Here is a 15482-nt window from a genome sequence, read left to right as displayed (position 1 = left end):
TTAGCTCAGAACGGCCCGAACAGCGAACAGCGCGTTCTCTTTGCGTTCACGGACGCGCCGGTAGAAGTAGGAGAACCACTTGTCGCCGTAGGGGATGTACTGCCACATCGGGACGCCCTCCGCGGCGAGGTCGCGCTGGGCGTCGTCGCGGACGCCCATTAGCATCTGCACTTCGTAGTCAGTGCCGTACTCGTCGTGGAGGTCCTTCGCGTAGTCTATCATCGCCGGATCGTGGCTACCGACGCCGATACCGCCATCGAACTCCTCGAACATCAGTTCGAGACAGTCGCGGTAGGCTTCGTTGACGCGCTCTTTTTTCTTGTAAGAGACCTCTTTGGGCTCGGAGTAGGCTCCCTTGACCAGCCGGACCTTCCCGGGAAGAGGAGCGAGCCGTTCGAGGTCCTCGGGCGTCCGCTTGAGGTTTGCCTGTGTACAGACGCCGACGCCGCCCTCGTGGTCCGTGACGAGTCGTTCGTACGCGTCGAGGGTCACATCGGTCGTCGTGTAATCCTCCATGTCGACCCAGACGAAGACGCCGTGGTCGTCGCCCGCCGCAACGATCCGTTCGAGGTTCTCGACGAACACGTCGTCCCCAACGTCGAGGCCGATCTGCGAGGGCTTGACCGAGATAGCGCAGTCGAGGCCGCTCCTGTCGATTTCTTTGACTAACTCGATGTACTGGTCTGCGTCCTCGTTGGCGGGCTGGCGCTCGTCGTAGTGTTCGCCTAACAGATTTAGGATGCCCTTGACGCCGTCGTCGTTGAGCGAAGCGACGTGGTCGAGCGCCCCCGGGGCTGTCTCCCCGGCGACGAAGTTGTTCGCTATCGGCGGAATCATTATCGAAACTACGCCACTATATGAGCCTAAACGCACCCCCTACCAAAAAAGTCCTCCTCCATGGCCTGAAATTAAGTGAGTGTGAAACTGCCGAGCGTATCGTCGTCGTCCCGGTAAAACGTGTGATCGCCCGTGATATGCGCTGTACCCGAAACGACCGGGCTGGTCACGGTGACACCGTCGTCGACGTTTGTCTCGCTGATATACCCCTCGAACGCCGACCCCACCGGGCCGGTCACTTCGACACGCTCGCCAACAGCGAGGTCACCGTCGACGTGGTGAAGCGTCAACCGCGCACACGTCCCCGTCCCACAGGGAGAGCGGTCGATAGATCCGTCGGCGAACACCACACAGCTCCGGTCGCTGTCGCCGCCGGCGGTGAGTTCGACTGCCGAGACGGTCACTGACGAACCGGTGACTGGGTCGTCGGGTGCGACGTCGTTGACTGCTCGGCGGAGTGCCAGTGCGGGCTCGATACACTGCGTGGCATCCTCGCCGTCGAGCGTGACGCCCAGGCTCTCAGCGTCGACGACGGCGAAGTAGTTCCCGGAATAGACGATACGAGCCTCGACCGGGATGCCGTCCTGTTCGACGGTAATCGTCTCACAGACGTAACTGTCGACGTTCTCGAACGCGACGCGGTGGACGACGCCGTCAGCTATTTCGACCGTCACGTCGACCAGCCCGGCCGGGGTTTCGACGGTCAGTTCCCGCGTTTCGGGGAGTTCGCCCCGTTCGACGAGTGCGGTCACGACCCCGATGAGGCCGTGGCCACACATGTCCAGATAGCCGTCAGTGTCCATGAAGAAGACCCCGAGGTCGGCCCGGTCGGTGGGCACCGGGACCGCCCCGAACATATCCGCGTGTCCGCGGGGCTCCTGCATGAGGAGTTTTCGGACGCCGTCTGCTGTGGCTGCGAACCGGTCGCGTCTCTCCCGGACGGTCTCTCCGGCGAGTGTGTCGGCCTCGATGCCGTCGAGTACGATGCGCGTCGGCTCTCCGCCCGTATGCGTGTCTACCGTGATAAACTCCGTTCGTTCCATAGCCGTAGCGATACTCTATGCGGGAAAGGCGTTCCAGAAGTATTAATTGACGGCTTTCCGTACGCCGTCCAGAACATGGTGCCTACCATGGACGGTGACAGGGTTATACAGGGACTTACGAAAAAGGATATCAGTATACCATGAACGACCATGACAAGTCTTCGATCGACAGGCGAAGCGTAATCAAAGCCGCTGCCAGTGCCGGACTCGTCGGCCTCGCCGGCTGTTCCGGTGGTGCTCCCGACGAAGGTGACGGTGGCGACGGTGGTGACGGCGGCGACGGTGAATCGACGGACACCTCGACGGACTCAGGCTCCGAAACCTACACCATCGGGATGGTCGACAGCCTCTCCGGCTCACTATCGGCGTTCGGACAGCGGAATCAGCGCGGCAAGGAAATCGCGCTTGACGACGTCAACTCGGTCGGCGTCGGTGGCGGCGAACTGGCGATCTCACAGCAGGACGACCAGAGTACGAGCCAGGGTGGAGTCAGTGCAGCCCAGACACTCGTCAATCAGGAAGAAGTTCCGCTGCTCATCGGTACTGTCGGGAGCGGCGTCAGCACGGCCATCCACGAGAGCGTTGTCCAGAACACTGATGTCGTCCAGATCAGCCAGAACAGCACCAGCCCGAACCTGACGAACTTCCCGGACCTGCTCCGGATGCCGCCGGCCGGCAAGGCACAGGCGGAGGCGATCTCAACGCTCCTCGATGAAGACGGTAACGAGTCCGCTGCCCTGGCCTGGATCAACAACGATTACGGGCAGTCCGTCGGCGAGGCCTTTATCGAGGCCTACGACGGAGAAATCGTCTACAACGAACCCCACGACCAGGGCCAGTCCTCCTACAGTAGCACCATCTCCTCGATGGCTAACACCGACGCCGACGCGTGGGTGTTCATCACCTACCAGCCGGAGTTCGCAACGATGTCCCAGGAGGCGTTCGACCTGGGCGTCACCGATCAGGCCGCCTGGTACGGTGGGGACAGCGTCAAAGGCCCGAAAGTCCTCGAATCAGCTCCCGAGGGCAGCCTCGACGGAATGAAGGCCGTGGTGCCGAGCGTCCCACAGGACGCCGAGAACTACCAGGCGTTCGTCTCGGAGTTCGAGGAGCGCTTCGGCGAGGAACCAACGTCGTGGTCGGCGTACGCCTACGACGCGGTGGTCGTCAGCGCACTCGCTATCGAAGCCGCCGACGAGTTCACCGGCTCGGCGCTCATGGAGGTCGTCCGTGACGTGACTCGTCCCGAAGGCGAGGAGGCGACCACCTATGAGGATGCACACGAGATTCTGGCCAACGGTGGCTCGCCATCGGACGTGGACTACACCGGCGTGAGCGGCCCGATCGACCTCGACGAGAACGGTGATCCCGTCGGGTTGCTGCAGGTGTTCGAAGTCGTGGACCACGCGTACGAATCCAGCGGCTTCATCGAGGGCTAAGGCGGCCACGACCCTTTTCCAATTTCACCAATGGCGCAGATATTACAGTACCTGGCAAACGGGCTCGTTTTCAGTAGTATCATCATCCTCGGGAGCATCGGACTCTCGCTGGTCTACAGCATCGCCGACTTCGCGAACTTCGCACACGGCGATACGATGACGCTGGGCGCCTACGGGGCGTTCGTCGCGTTCGGCGTGTTCGGCGGTCTCGGCGGCACCGTTCTCGGTCTCCCGATCGGGTTCTTCATCGCCCTGGCAGTCGGAATGGCGCTAGCGGCCGTCGTCGCCGTCCTGACTCACATTCTCGTGTACAAGCCCCTCGATACGGACTCGATCGGGCTCCTCATCACGAGCATCGGCGTGGCGTTCGTCTACCGCGCGGTGCTACAGGCGTCCTTCGGGACGGACTTCCTGCAGTACGATATCCGTCGCAGCGGGCCGATTCAGGTGTTGCTGGACACGCTCGGCGTCGCGGTGACACAGCGAGACGTCGCGATCATCGTCAGCGCGGCGGTACTCGTCGTCGCTCTACACCTCTTGCTCCAGCGGACGACGCTGGGCCGGAAGATGCGTGCGACGGCTGACAACCCCGACCTCGCACGCGTGAGCGGCATCCGAACCGACCGCGTTATCCTCGTCATGTGGGTCGTCGGCAGCGCCCTGGCCGCCGCCGGTGGCGTCTTCCTCGCGCTGTACAGCCAGCTCGACCCGCGCATCGGCTTCAACATCCTGCTGGTCGTGTTCGCCGCGGTCATCCTCGGCGGTATCGGTTCGGTGTACGGGGCGATGCTCGGTGGGCTGCTCATCGGGATGCTCCACGAACTGACGCCGTTGCTCGGCGACATCGGGCTCCCCATCAGCAACGCCTACGCGCCGGCCGTCGCATTCGTCATCATGGTCGCGGTCCTGCTTGTCAGGCCCCGCGGCATCGCGGGTGATATGACATGAGCGCGCTCGATGTCGGTGGGTACTCGCCCCGGGAGAAAGGCGTCGCGGGGGTGCTGGGCGCGCTCGCCGCGCTCTTGCTCCTCGCGGTCATCACCGGCTTCCTCGCCCCAGCGTACCTGCTGTATCTCGTCGGGCTGTCGGCGATGTACATGCTCCTCTCGATGGGGCTGAACGTCCAGTGGGGGTACGGCGGCATGATCAACTTCAGCGTCGCGGCCTTCTTCGGCCTCGGCGCGTACGGGACCGCCCTGCTGACGGCATCCGGCTCGCCGATATCCGGTGGTGTCAGCCCCATCGTCGCGCTGTTCGGCGGTCTCGGTCTCGCCGCGGTGCTCGCGGTAATCATCGGCTATCCGACGCTGAAACTCCGCGACGACTACCTCGCAATCGCGTCGCTAGGGCTCGCAGAGGTCGTCCGTATCTTCATCCTCAACGAATCCCAGTGGACGGCGGGCAGCGCCGGGCTGACCGGCATCCCGCTGTTCTTCTCCGACTGGCCCGTGCTCGGTGACCTGACGTACCCCTACATCTTCTACGTAGGCGGGACGCCGGTGTTCAACATGAGTCAGTCGGTGGTCACCAGCGCGCTGAACGTCGTCCTCGTCACGGTGATTGTCGCGGCCGTCTACCTGTTCCTCCGGCGCATCCACCAGTCGCCGTGGGGCCGCGTCCTGCGAACCATCCGGACCGACGAGGACCTCGCGGAGACGCTGGGCAAGAACACGTTCGCGTTCAAGATGCAGGCCTTCGTCATCGGGAGCCTCATCATGGCGCTCGCGGGCGTGTTCTACTCCCACCTCGTCCTGTTCGTCAGTCCCTCGGACCTCCAGCCGATCACGACGTTCTACGTCTGGGTCGCTGTCATCCTCGGCGGCACCGGCAGCGACCGCGGTGCGATGCTGGGCGGGTTCACTATCGTCGCCATCCAGCAGGGGACGCGCTTCCTGACCGACACTGGCGCACTGCCCATCGGCGCGGCACCGCTCCGACTCATGCTGGTCGGCCTGCTCATCATCTTTATCGTCAGGCTCCGCCCGGAGGGGATTCTCCCGCCGGAGCGCGAGCTTATCTGGCCCGACTCGCTGGGCGGTGGTCGCGATGAGTGAGCAGTCGCTCGTCTCCGACGGCCCCGTTCTCGGCAAGGAGGACCCCGTCCTCCGTGCTGAGGGGCTGGAGAAACGCTTCGGCGGCCTCGTGGCGACGGACGACGCGTCAATCGAGGTCGAACGCGGCACCATAACGGGCCTCATCGGCCCGAACGGCGCCGGCAAGTCCACGCTGTTCAATCTCGTCTCGGGCTTCTACGAACCCGACGCCGGCTCCGTCGCAGTCAACGGCGTCGACGTGACTGGCCAGAAGCCCCACCAGATCGCCGATCAGGGGATGATCCGGACGTTCCAGACGCCGCGCAAACCGGAGGGGATGACCGTCCGGGAGGCGCTGCTCGTGGGGCCGCACAACCAGACCGGGGAGTCGATCATCCCGCTGTTCACCTCGCCTGACACCGTCGAACAGGAGGAACGGCGCTCGCTGGAACAGGCCCAGCAGATGCTCGAACGGTTCGAGATCGGCGATCTGGCCACCCAGCCCGCGACGGACCTCTCGGGCGGACAGATGAAACTGGTCGAACTGGCCCGCGGGATGATGGCCGAACCCGACCTGCTCCTGCTCGACGAGCCCGTCGCTGGCGTCAACCCCGTGCTGGCCGACAAGCTGGCCGGGTTCATCGAGGAACTCAACGAGGAGGGGATCACCTTCCTCATCATCGAACACGACATGAACTTCATCATGCGCCTGGCCGACCCGATTATCGTCCTCAATCAGGGGAGTGTCCTCGTCGAGGGGCCGCCCGAGGCGGTCCGGAGCGACGAGCGCGTCATTGACGCCTACCTGGGAGGGCCGTCGGAATGACCGACCCCATCCTCACCGTCGACGGCGTCGACAGCGGCTACGGCGAGGTGCAGGTGCTCGACGACCTCTCGCTGACGCTCGGCGAGGGGGAGATCGCCTGCCTCGTCGGCCCGAACGGGGCCGGCAAGTCTACCGTCCTCAAGACGGTGTTCGGGATGCTGGAGCCATGGACCGGCTCGGTACGTTTGGGCGACCGCGAGATCGGCGGCATGGCCCCCGAAGACATCGTCCGTATCGGCGTCGGCTACGTCCCACAGACCGAGAACGTGTTCGGCTCGCTGACCATCGACGAGAACCTCCGGATGGGCGGGGTCGCCCGCGACGGCGGCCTCGACGAGGTCGTGGCCGAGCTGTACGACCGGTTCCCCATCCTCGACGACAAGCGTACCGCGAACGCGAAGACGCTCTCGGGCGGCCAGCGGCAGGTGCTGGCCTTCGCCCGCGCGCTCGTGATGGAGCCCGACGTGCTCCTCATCGACGAGCCGAGCGCCGGGCTGGCACCGAACACTGCGAAAGAGGTGTTCGACGACGTGGAGACGGTCAACGACCTCGGCACGTCGATCCTCATGGTCGAGCAGAACGCCCGCGAGGGGCTGGGCATCTCCGACCGCGGGTTCGTCCTCGACCAGGGGACAGTCAAGTTCGAGGGCGAGGCGGACTCGCTGCTCGACGACCCCGAGGTGTCCCGGCTGTATCTCGGCGGCGAATCCCGCCGCTGAGGTCTCACATCGCTGTTTTATTCGCGCTCGCCGCGGAGCCGCGACGACGACCCTGCTGGCGTCGCATTCGAACGGACAAGGCAACACAGAAAAGCCCCCCTTGCATACCGCCTGCCAATGACTGTGACGCTGCCGACCGAGGCCGACGACTGGGCCGCCGCGTGGCGCGACCGGATAAACGACCGGTCCGAGTTCGCCGACAGCGCCGACGGCTTCACCGCCGTATTCTGTTTCGAAATCCGTGCTGACGACGCCTATACCGGCGAACCGATACAGTTCGTCGTTGTAATCAAGGACGGTGTCTGTACCGCCGCTGGGACGGTCGCGGACCCCGAGTACGACTTCGCGTTCCGTGGTCCCTACAGTCAGTGGGTCACGATGCTGCAGGGCGACCTCGATATCTCCGCCGCGGCGATGGACGGGACGTTCGACGTCGAGGGCGATACGATGCGGCTGCTGCGCCGCCAGGACACCATCGCCGAGATGGTCGCGGCGGCACAGAACGTCGACACCGAGTTCGAGCACTGACCGACGGGCTTTTGTCCGCCCGCTTGGCCTACACGGGTATGCTCGACAAACTCGGTGCGGTTGGTATCGGCGGCATCGTCGTTTTGCTCGCCGGCATCGGTCTGGTCGCGTGGAAGGCACCCATCGTCGCCGTCGGCATCGCTCTCGTTGTCGGGGGCCTCGGACTGGTCGTCTACGGCCTCGTCACGAGCCTGCTCGGCGCGTTCGGACTCGGCGGCGGCATGGGCGGTATGGGTGGCGGCGGCATGGGCGGTGGCGGTATGGGCGGCGACGGCATGCCCTGAGGCGGAGACGACTAACAGGCGGTGTCCGCATCAATATCGAACTCGAACCGTGCACCGCCGTGTTCTCCTGCTGTGGCACGTACTGTCCAGCCGTGGGCTTCGGCGATTGCCCTGACGATATAGAGACCGAAGCCGGTCCCATCAGCCGCCCGTGACGCGCCCGGTTCGAACACCCGCTCCCGTTCGTCGGGAGCGATTCCCCGGCCGTCGTCCTCGACCGCGAAGCCGTCGGGCGTCGGCACGACACGAACTGTTATGCCGGTCGCGTCACCGTCGCGTTCCTCGTCAGAGCCCCGTTCGTCGCGTTCAGGACCGTGTGTGACGGCGTTGGCGAAGACGTTCTCGAACAGTCGGAGCAATCGCTTTGCGTCGGCTTCGACCAGTATCGACGGCGGCGGTTCCAGCACTGCACTGCCGGTTTCGACGTGGTTCCACGCTGTCGTCGCCACGTCGGCGATATTGATGGTCTGCTTGTCGGCCGCCAGCGCTCCCTCTCTGGTCGCGGTTCGCATATCGTCGATGATGGCTTCTAACCGCCCCAACCCGTCTCTGGCGGCGTCGATACGTTCGGGCGACAGCTCCTCGGCAGCGAGTTCGAGGTGGCCGCTGGTGACGGCAAGCGGCGTCCGGAGGTCGTGTGCTAGCAGGTCAGCGAACTCCGTGAGCCGCTCGTTCTGCCGCTGGAGGTGCCACTCCCGTTCGCGCCGGTCCGTGATGTCGCGACCGACACCGCTGAACCCCTGCACTGTGCCGTCGTCCCCCGTAAGAAGCCGACCGCTGAGTTCGAACGTCACTACCCCTTCTGTCGTCTCCGCCCGCGCTTCGACGCTCGTTTGACCTGATTCAAACACCTCCTCGATGGCTGCTTCAACGGCTGCCCGGTCGTCCGCGACGAAAAACTCGGTTGGGTCCATGCCCGACAGTTCGCTGTCCGTCAGGCCGAACAGTTCGTTCAGTCGGGCGTTCCAGTAGGCAAGCCGGCCGTCCGTGTCGTAGACGTAGAAGACATCGTCGAGCGTTTCGAGTGCGGCCGCCAGAACACGACACTGGTCATCCATGCGAGAGAGAGGCACCCAATGAATATAACCACGCAGTACAGACGGCCCGCGGTTCGGCAAGTGACACTGAACGGGGTTCCATACAGCTACTGTCCGCCGACAGCCCGGACAGCGCCTAGTTCTCGCTTGTCGGCCGGTCGGCCCGGTGTTCGCTGATGATCTGGTCCACCATCTCCGCGTTCTGTTCCTTCCGGCGGTCGGCGGCGCGTTCCTCCCAGTCCTCGATTGCGGCCTCGATTTCGCCCTCGCGGGCGACGGCCAGTTCGTCCACTTCCTGCACGGTGACCAGTTCAGCCGGTGCGACGGGGACCTCGTTGTCGAACAGCACTTGATCAGCGATATCGGAGAGATTGCCGTTCCGGAGGACGATTTTCGGGTCGATGTCGGCCAACTGCTGCGCCGTCGAGCGACCCGCGCCCGAGGCGTCCCGGAACATGACGATGTCGTCCTCGACGAGGCCGAACCGCTCGTCGGCGTCGGCGATGGCGTCCTTGGTGAACTGCTCGACCACCTTGACCGGGGTGAGCCCCTCCTGTTTCTCCGACACGTCGGCGAAGTTCGAGTGGTCGAGCTTCCACAGCGCCTTCAGCCGGTCGAGTTTGTCGGCCAGCGCCTCGCGTTTCTCCTCCTCTTCCTCGACCTTCCGCTCTAAGGCCTCGTTGCGCCGCTGTAGCCGCGTCACCTCGCGGTCTTTTCTGACTTCGCGCCGGCCCTCGCTGCGGGCCTTCTCCAGCTGTTTGTCCTTCTCGGCGAGCTGGTCGTCCTTGCGCTTGATCGTCTCCTTGAGGTCGTCGACGTGTGATTCGAGCCGTTCGATGCGGGCGTTCAGCCGCTTGATCTCCTTCTCGTCGTCGGTGAGCTCCCGGGGCTCGTGAGCCGTGTCCTCTTCGGCCTCGCCGTCGTCGTCTTCGAGGTCACGCAGCACCGTCTCGACGCTCTCTTCGCCGGCGACGACGCGGTCGATGACCGGCCCCACGTCGTGCTGTGGCGGCACCTTGCTCGCGACGCGCTCGAACTGGTCGGCGTGGTGATCGAAGGCGTAGAGGGCGGCGGCCATCGCGTCGCGCTCGTGGTCGTTGTCGTAGGCTTCCTCGCGTGTCCGGTGTTTCTTCTCGTCGACGGGCAGGTCCGTATCGGGCTCCCAGCCGGCAGCGCTGAACGAGCGCCGGAGTTTCTCGACGGTCTCGGGCATCGGCGTCACGTCGGCGGCGACGACGACGGGCCGCCCGCGCTCGATAATCCACTCCGTCGTCGCGGCGGTGCCGTCGGTTCGCGAGGAGTATACATCCAGTACAGTGCCGTCGAGGGAGACGATGGCGACAGCCGTCGTTGTCCCGGGGTCGACGCCGACGACGACGTGGTCGCGCCGCTTCGCCAGCGGTTTGAACTCGATACCGTCCCGCCGCTGGCGCTCGATTTCGACGCGCGTATCGCCCGAACGCGCTCTCGATACGGGGATGTCCTGCGGTCGGGCCGACACCAGAAAGACGGCGTTCGAGAAGCCGCCGTACTTCTCGGTCACGTCCCGCTCGTACTCCAGGCCGGCCGCGTCGAGCTCGGACTCGATTTCGCGCGCTCGCTTCCGGACTGCGCCGTGGATGCGTCGCGTGTAGCGGTCTTCTGACCACCCACCTTTTCCGGTCGAGCGGCCCCGCGAGACCTTCACCTCCGTCGTGTCGGTGAATGCGGACACCTCCTGGCCGACGTTGGCGGCAGCCAGTCGGGCCGCGGCCTCGGCCTCCTCCATCGGGTCCTTGCCGTAGGGGACGCCGTGGCGCTTGGCGACCCGCGAGAGCGGTTCCGGTCGCTCGTCGCCTGTCACCTGCACCAGCTTCGTCTCGTCGGGGAGCGACCCCAGAAAGTGGATGAGGGCGTTTTTGTCCTCGGCGAGTTCGTACATGTTGTCCGTCGCGACGATGGCCGGCTCCTCGTCGTCGATACGCCGGCGGAGCTTCCGCCGCGAGACCACGTCTCGCTCGACTGATTCCCCGTCGAAGACCACTAGCGCGTACGACGGCGCGTCGCCGCGCACGTCGCCGCTCTGGATGTCGACACCGAAGACGACTGCGTCGAGCGCTGCCGTGCGGTTCACGAACCATGGTAGGCGACGGTCGACTATAAATCCGTTCCGGGCTAGCAGTATGGGCACTGTTCGGTACGTGAGTGAGACTTCGAACAGCCAGAAAGCCCCACCCAGCGTGGATTGTTCAACTGGCTTGCGGAGGGGGTTATTGTTCGGGATCGTTGACCCCAACACCTCTTATCAGGGCGCTCCGACGGCCCACTATGACCATCCCTCGCTACGCCGCGAGAGAGACTTCGGAGGTAGGTCGGCATGGTATCTGAACGGGAGAAGATGCTCGCGGGCGAGCACTACGACGCGAGCGACCCAGAACTCGTCGCGGCTCGCGAGCGCGCGAACGAACTCACCCGGGAGTACAACCGGACCGATCCATCGGACACCGACACCAGACAGGCACTCATCGAGGACCTGTTCGGCTCCGTCGGTGCGGACTGTCACGTCGAACCGCCCTTCCGGTGTGACTACGGCGACAACATCCACGTCGGCGAGGGCTTTTACGCGAACTTCGACTGCGTCGTGCTGGACGTGTGCCGGGTCGACATCGGCGACGACTGCCTGCTCGGGCCGGGCGTCCACATCTACACCGCGACACATCCGCTGGACCCGGACGAACGACGCAGCGGCGTCGAGTACGGAAAGCCAGTGTCTATCGGCCACAACGTCTGGATCGGCGGTCAGGCGGTCGTCAATCCGGGCGTCACCATCGGCGACGACGCCGTCGTTGGGTCCGGCGCTGTCGTGACCGACGACGTTCCCGCCGGCGTCGTCGTTCAGGGGAACCCCGCGTCGGTCGTACGAGAAATTGAGGACTGACGGCCCGCGCAGCAAGCGTGGCTGAGCGGCTGTGACCCGTCGCGGGGTTCTTCGCGCTGTGGCACGTACTGACTGTATGGACACCACGACCGAAGATATGGACACGACAACGGAACACGGCGTTCGGACGGTCGAAACGCGGGACGAACTCGACGACGTGCTGGCGACGGCCGACCGCGTACTGGCGATGGTCCGGACAAGCGGCTGTACAATCTGCAAGTCGATGGAGCCGATACTCGACATCGCCGCGAAAGCCACCGACGCGACAGTCGTCGTATTCAATCCCAAACGCGACCTCGATGCCGTCGACGCGTTCGACGTGCGGAGCGTCCCGACGTTCCTGCTGTTTGCCGACGGGGAGCTTATCGACCGCCGTGCCGACGGGTTCGTCCCGGCCGAGGAGCTAATCGAGTTCGTCGAAAGCGGGTCGGAATCGGACGCGTGAACCGAGTGGCCTTCTCACACTGAGACAACACTTATGTCCCCGCTTGTCGAAGCGCTCCCTTGATGGCCCTCCAAATCGGCTCCGTCCTCGAAGAGGCGGGGTATCGGCTGTTCAGTCGTACCGGCGCGATACTACTCGTAGCGTTTTTCGCCCTGATGGCTAGCTTTCAAGCACTGTTCAACACGATCGTGGCGACGACCTACACCAGGATGGGATACGGCGAGATCGCCGCAGCCCTGCCGCTGACCCTCGACATCTCGCTCAATGTCGCTGGTGCCGGTATCGCCATTGGCTCTGTGGTCTCACTGTATCTCACCATCGTGTCTTTCCGGACGTTCGCTGCCGGAGCGCGTGACAGTTTCCCCACGGGAGCGCTCACTCGGAACGTACCGCTGGCGATGGTGAACGTGTTCGTCGGCGGAATCGTCTACAGTCTACTGGTGTTCATTGGGTCGGTCCTGCTCCTCATCCCTGGCATCTTCGCCTACGTCGCGTTCATCTTCATGATGCCGTACGTCATCGTCGAAGACCGGAACTTCGTCGCGGCGCTCAAAGAGAGCTATCGGCTCACCGAGGGCAACCGGCTGGCGCTGTTCGGACTGCTGTTAATTGTCGGTACCGCCGCGGCGCTCGTCGGCGGTGTCATCGGATTCGTCGGCGCGCTGGCGCTTTCGGGGCCGACTTCGCAGCTTCCGACCATCGTCATCCAACCACTGGCGTCGCTGTACGGCACGGCGATTATCGCGGTCGCGTTCGAGCAACTCCGTGAGCGTGACGGGAGGCCGCCGTCGGCCCCGAGCGAGGACGATACGTCGATGGCCGCTCTCTGACTGGAGCCGCTGGCCGCTGTTGTCCCCACTCGGGACTACAGCGCGCTCTGTCGGACCGTGACTGTCTTATCCGTCCAGTTTCCTACCGGGAGCAATGCGACGGCATCGGGTCGGGACAAGCATGTACGCTGGTGTGCTGTTCGTTGTTCTCGGGACGCTCGCGTGGGCGAGCGGGCAGCCGTTCATTTTCCCGAGTCTGGGCCCCTCGGCGTTCATCCTGTCCTTCCAGCGGAACGGCGACCGGACGGACCTGATAAGCGTCGTCGCGAGCCATCTCATCGGCGGCGTTGCGGGGCTGTTCGCGTACAGCCTGCTTGCCGGCGGTGTCTCACTCGTCGCGGACCCGACCGCATTCTCCATGGCCGGGCTCCGCCTCGTCGCGAGCGCGACCCTCTCGCTCGTCGTGACGAGCTGGGGGATGATTGCAACAGATACGGTCCACGCACCGGCCTGCGCGACGACGCTCATCGTCTCCTTAGGGCTGCTCTCGACGCCGCTGCAGGTCGCAGTCATCGTCGTCGGTGTCGGCGTTCTCGTCGCGTTCCACGCGCTCGTGCTGTCAGCGTACCACCGAGCTACTGATCCGTCCCGGACAGCCCTGGTCGATGGCTGATGCGTCACACTGGCCCCTGTACCGTGCTCACTCGTCCGACAGCTGGACGGTCAGCACCGGCACCGGCGATTCGCGGACGACCGTCTCTGCAACGCTGCCGATGAGATAGTGGTCCAGTCCGGTCCGGCCGTGGGTCCCCATCACGACGAGGTCCGCCGGAATCTCCGTGACGGCGTCGACGATTTCCGTCTTCGGGACGCCCTCTCGCTGTGTGGTCTCGACCGAAACGTCGTCGGGTAGCTCGGCGACGGTCGCATCGATGGCCGTCCCTGCGCGCTCCCGCTCCGCCTCGATCCATGCGTCGGTCGAGAGACCGCTCGACGGGCTCTCGAACCGGTTGCGGGTGTCGACGACCGAGAGGACGTGGACTGTCGCGTCGAACCGACCTGCAATCGTTCCGGCATGCCTCGCGGCCGCACCGATACCGTCGCTGCCGTCGGTCGGGAGGAGGATCGTGTCGTACATCGTCTTAGACACCACCCGTCGCCATCAGGAACAGTGCTACGGCGATGACTGCGAACAACCCGCCGACGAACTTCTTGATGGTCCCGGTATCCAGTGCGGTCGAGACGTACGGTGCGATCTGGCCGCCGGTGACGGTCGCGGGCACGGTCCAGACGACCATGTTCCACGGCGTCGACGCGAGGTCGATCGAGTGCGCGCCCGGAACGAGGCCGCCGCCGAAGACGTGAACCAGCGACGCCAGCACGGCCGTCGTCGCGACGACGATGTGGTTCGTGCCGATGGCGACCCGGACAGGGACCTCCGTCCGAAGCATCGAGATGATGCCCAGTTCGCCGACGCCGAAGCCGGCCAGTCCCTGGAAGACGCCGCCGATGCTGTAGTTCGCGAAGCGTTCGAGATAGCCGCCGCGCGTGTAGCCGTAGTCGTTGCCGTCGCGGTCGACGCGCGTCACTGCTCCGTCGTCGGCCGTTTCGACGCCGGCCGGGCCGAGCTTGTTGTCGTCGTCGGGGAGTGTCGCGTCGCCCCCATCAGCCGATACCTCCGGGTCACTGTCGCCTGCCGCGCCCGGCTCCTCGTGGCCGAGGTCAGCCTTGAAAAGCAAGTACGACGCCGCCAGCAGAGCGATGCCGAGCAACGCGTGAAACAGCGGCTCCGGGATGACAAACGACAGTAGCGCGCCGGCGATGACAAAGGGCACGCTCCCGAGGACGAGGCTCAGCGCGAGCCGTCGGTCGACGAGCCCGTACTGGATAAACGCGAGTGCGGAACTGGAGAGGCCGAACGATTCGCTGATGAGCCCGACCTTCACCAGTGTCTCCGGTGTCAGCGTCTCTCCGGCTAGTAGCGGGAAGATGAAGATGAGAAACGGAACGAACAGGGCCGACCCGCTGATACCGACCGTGTTGACGATGGTTGCACCAGTGACGAAGGCGATACAGAGCCACCAGTACTCGAACCAGTAGCCGGTGCCCGCGTCGGCGGGCGTCGGTGCGGCGGTGTACACACCGACGACGAACAGCAGTGGTGCCAGAAACACGAAGACGTGCTGGTACTTGAGAAACCCCTTCTGGAGTCGACTGGACGGTGACGACGTGGTCATTGACGCGTGAAGCCAGCATTGTTAATTATCGCTTAAATCCCTTGTTGTCTGTACTTGTTTCAAAAATGATGGCATAAATACGCGAAGACGGCAAAAACACACGAGGTCTCCGGTGGCCTAATATCCCTAATATTCATTTCACAGCCCGTGGTAACACATATCGTTATGAGTTTTCCAGAGGGACCGATGGAGTCGGGCGGCCGGTCGAGTTACGATGAAGACGTTTCTGCCGACGCCGCGGACACAGACGGACTCTTTGGAGCCTTGCGACGGTTCTCGAAGCGGTGGTCCCGCCGCTACATCGAGATGCGTGTCGACGCGCTCGAAAGCCGCTGGGACTGATCGGTTCGACATTTCGCCGCGTTCC

The 15482-nt window shown here is 64.4% G+C and carries 18 protein-coding genes; 12 read left to right on the top strand and 6 right to left on the bottom strand.

Annotated features, from left to right (window positions below; translation table 11 throughout):
* On the bottom strand, window positions 1–837 hold the full coding sequence (locus tag SG26_RS06870; protein ID WP_050037180.1) for a proline dehydrogenase family protein: 837 nt from the start codon (window positions 835–837) through the stop codon (window positions 1–3).
* A gap of 71 nt (window positions 838–908) precedes the next feature.
* Window positions 909–1880 (bottom strand): proline racemase family protein, encoded by a 972-nt coding sequence (locus tag SG26_RS06865; protein WP_050037179.1) that lies wholly within the window; start codon window positions 1878–1880, stop codon window positions 909–911.
* Window positions 1881–2020: 140 nt separating this feature from the next.
* Here SG26_RS06865 and SG26_RS06860 point away from each other — a divergent pair, with 140 nt between their 5' ends.
* From SG26_RS06860 to SG26_RS06830, 7 genes are all read left to right on the top strand, one after another.
* On the top strand, window positions 2021–3319 hold the full coding sequence (locus SG26_RS06860) for an ABC transporter substrate-binding protein (RefSeq protein ID WP_050037178.1): 1299 nt from the start codon (window positions 2021–2023) through the stop codon (window positions 3317–3319).
* A gap of 30 nt (window positions 3320–3349) precedes the next feature.
* Complete coding sequence (locus SG26_RS06855; protein WP_014041522.1) at window positions 3350–4267, top strand: branched-chain amino acid ABC transporter permease; 918 nt, start codon at window positions 3350–3352, stop codon at window positions 4265–4267.
* The gene (locus SG26_RS06850; RefSeq protein WP_050007487.1) at window positions 4264–5373 is read left to right on the top strand and encodes a branched-chain amino acid ABC transporter permease; all 1110 of its coding nucleotides are present in this window, start codon (window positions 4264–4266) and stop codon (window positions 5371–5373) included. Before SG26_RS06855 ends, SG26_RS06850 begins: the two co-directional genes overlap by 4 nt.
* Window positions 5366–6178 (top strand): ABC transporter ATP-binding protein, encoded by an 813-nt coding sequence (locus SG26_RS06845; protein WP_023843442.1) that lies wholly within the window; start codon window positions 5366–5368, stop codon window positions 6176–6178. The genes SG26_RS06850 and SG26_RS06845 overlap by 8 nt, the downstream gene beginning before the upstream one ends.
* Window positions 6175–6897, top strand: a complete 723-nt coding sequence (locus tag SG26_RS06840; RefSeq protein WP_011224244.1) for an ABC transporter ATP-binding protein — start codon at window positions 6175–6177, stop codon at window positions 6895–6897. The genes SG26_RS06845 and SG26_RS06840 overlap by 4 nt, the downstream gene beginning before the upstream one ends.
* 117 nt (window positions 6898–7014) lie before the next feature.
* The gene (locus tag SG26_RS06835; protein ID WP_014041519.1) at window positions 7015–7425 is read left to right on the top strand and encodes an SCP2 sterol-binding domain-containing protein; all 411 of its coding nucleotides are present in this window, start codon (window positions 7015–7017) and stop codon (window positions 7423–7425) included.
* A gap of 38 nt (window positions 7426–7463) precedes the next feature.
* Window positions 7464–7709, top strand: a complete 246-nt coding sequence (locus SG26_RS06830) for a hypothetical protein (protein ID WP_004590621.1) — start codon at window positions 7464–7466, stop codon at window positions 7707–7709.
* Between the two features lie 11 nt (window positions 7710–7720).
* Here the strand turns inward: SG26_RS06830 and SG26_RS06825 are convergent, their stop codons facing one another.
* Window positions 7721–8767 (bottom strand): HAMP domain-containing sensor histidine kinase, encoded by a 1047-nt coding sequence (locus SG26_RS06825; protein ID WP_050037177.1) that lies wholly within the window; start codon window positions 8765–8767, stop codon window positions 7721–7723.
* Between the two features lie 115 nt (window positions 8768–8882).
* Window positions 8883–10859, bottom strand: coding sequence for a DUF460 domain-containing protein (locus SG26_RS06820; protein WP_050037176.1), 1977 nt, complete (start codon window positions 10857–10859; stop codon window positions 8883–8885).
* 243 nt (window positions 10860–11102) lie between these two features.
* Between SG26_RS06820 and SG26_RS06815 the strand changes: the two genes are divergently transcribed.
* The 4 genes from SG26_RS06815 (at window position 11103) to SG26_RS06800 (ending at window position 13551) form a co-directional block, all read left to right on the top strand.
* Window positions 11103–11663 (top strand): sugar O-acetyltransferase, encoded by a 561-nt coding sequence (locus tag SG26_RS06815; RefSeq protein WP_050037175.1) that lies wholly within the window; start codon window positions 11103–11105, stop codon window positions 11661–11663.
* 97 nt (window positions 11664–11760) lie between these two features.
* The gene (locus SG26_RS06810) at window positions 11761–12108 is read left to right on the top strand and encodes a thioredoxin family protein (RefSeq protein ID WP_044952312.1); all 348 of its coding nucleotides are present in this window, start codon (window positions 11761–11763) and stop codon (window positions 12106–12108) included.
* 62 nt (window positions 12109–12170) lie between these two features.
* The gene (locus SG26_RS06805; protein WP_050037174.1) at window positions 12171–12938 is read left to right on the top strand and encodes a glycerophosphoryl diester phosphodiesterase membrane domain-containing protein; all 768 of its coding nucleotides are present in this window, start codon (window positions 12171–12173) and stop codon (window positions 12936–12938) included.
* Between the two features lie 94 nt (window positions 12939–13032).
* A complete protein-coding gene (locus SG26_RS06800; protein WP_050037173.1) occupies window positions 13033–13551 on the top strand; it encodes an HPP family protein in 519 nt (172 codons plus the stop codon).
* Window positions 13552–13578: 27 nt separating this feature from the next.
* Here SG26_RS06800 and SG26_RS06795 read toward each other — a convergent pair whose 3' ends face one another.
* Together SG26_RS06795 and SG26_RS06790 are read right to left on the bottom strand one after the other, a co-directional pair.
* Window positions 13579–14016: a universal stress protein gene (locus SG26_RS06795; protein ID WP_050007490.1), complete on the bottom strand. Its 438-nt coding sequence runs from the start codon at window positions 14014–14016 to the stop codon at window positions 13579–13581.
* A gap of 4 nt (window positions 14017–14020) precedes the next feature.
* Window positions 14021–15115: a sulfite exporter TauE/SafE family protein gene (locus SG26_RS06790; RefSeq protein WP_014041511.1), complete on the bottom strand. Its 1095-nt coding sequence runs from the start codon at window positions 15113–15115 to the stop codon at window positions 14021–14023.
* Between the two features lie 165 nt (window positions 15116–15280).
* Here SG26_RS06790 and SG26_RS21095 point away from each other — a divergent pair, with 165 nt between their 5' ends.
* On the top strand, window positions 15281–15457 hold the full coding sequence (locus tag SG26_RS21095) for a hypothetical protein (RefSeq protein WP_014041510.1): 177 nt from the start codon (window positions 15281–15283) through the stop codon (window positions 15455–15457).
* Window positions 15458–15482 lie beyond the last annotated feature (25 nt).

This window comes from Haloarcula sp. CBA1115, from assembly GCF_000827835.1.
GTDB lineage: Archaea > Halobacteriota > Halobacteria > Halobacteriales > Haloarculaceae > Haloarcula > Haloarcula hispanica.
This window is presented reverse-complemented; position numbering and strand designations above follow the sequence as displayed.

What these genes read in the sequence shown, in the direction of transcription:
- SG26_RS06870 (WP_050037180.1), bottom strand. Translation starts at nt 837, where the DNA reads ATGATTCCGCCGATAGCGAACAACTTCGTCGCCGGGGAGACAGCCCCG.
- SG26_RS06865 (WP_050037179.1), bottom strand. Translation starts at nt 1,880, where the DNA reads ATGGAACGAACGGAGTTTATCACGGTAGACACGCATACGGGCGGAGAG.
- SG26_RS06860 (WP_050037178.1), top strand. Translation starts at nt 2,021, where the DNA reads ATGAACGACCATGACAAGTCTTCGATCGACAGGCGAAGCGTAATCAAA.
- SG26_RS06855 (WP_014041522.1), top strand. Translation starts at nt 3,350, where the DNA reads ATGGCGCAGATATTACAGTACCTGGCAAACGGGCTCGTTTTCAGTAGT.
- SG26_RS06850 (WP_050007487.1), top strand. Translation starts at nt 4,264, where the DNA reads ATGAGCGCGCTCGATGTCGGTGGGTACTCGCCCCGGGAGAAAGGCGTC.
- SG26_RS06845 (WP_023843442.1), top strand. Translation starts at nt 5,366, where the DNA reads ATGAGTGAGCAGTCGCTCGTCTCCGACGGCCCCGTTCTCGGCAAGGAG.
- SG26_RS06840 (WP_011224244.1), top strand. Translation starts at nt 6,175, where the DNA reads ATGACCGACCCCATCCTCACCGTCGACGGCGTCGACAGCGGCTACGGC.
- SG26_RS06835 (WP_014041519.1), top strand. Translation starts at nt 7,015, where the DNA reads ATGACTGTGACGCTGCCGACCGAGGCCGACGACTGGGCCGCCGCGTGG.
- SG26_RS06830 (WP_004590621.1), top strand. Translation starts at nt 7,464, where the DNA reads ATGCTCGACAAACTCGGTGCGGTTGGTATCGGCGGCATCGTCGTTTTG.
- SG26_RS06825 (WP_050037177.1), bottom strand. Translation starts at nt 8,767, where the DNA reads ATGGATGACCAGTGTCGTGTTCTGGCGGCCGCACTCGAAACGCTCGAC.
- SG26_RS06815 (WP_050037175.1), top strand. Translation starts at nt 11,103, where the DNA reads ATGGTATCTGAACGGGAGAAGATGCTCGCGGGCGAGCACTACGACGCG.
- SG26_RS06810 (WP_044952312.1), top strand. Translation starts at nt 11,761, where the DNA reads ATGGACACGACAACGGAACACGGCGTTCGGACGGTCGAAACGCGGGAC.
- SG26_RS06805 (WP_050037174.1), top strand. Translation starts at nt 12,171, where the DNA reads ATGGCCCTCCAAATCGGCTCCGTCCTCGAAGAGGCGGGGTATCGGCTG.
- SG26_RS06800 (WP_050037173.1), top strand. Translation starts at nt 13,033, where the DNA reads ATGCGACGGCATCGGGTCGGGACAAGCATGTACGCTGGTGTGCTGTTC.
- SG26_RS06795 (WP_050007490.1), bottom strand. Translation starts at nt 14,016, where the DNA reads ATGTACGACACGATCCTCCTCCCGACCGACGGCAGCGACGGTATCGGT.
- SG26_RS06790 (WP_014041511.1), bottom strand. Translation starts at nt 15,115, where the DNA reads ATGACCACGTCGTCACCGTCCAGTCGACTCCAGAAGGGGTTTCTCAAG.
- SG26_RS21095 (WP_014041510.1), top strand. Translation starts at nt 15,281, where the DNA reads ATGAGTTTTCCAGAGGGACCGATGGAGTCGGGCGGCCGGTCGAGTTAC.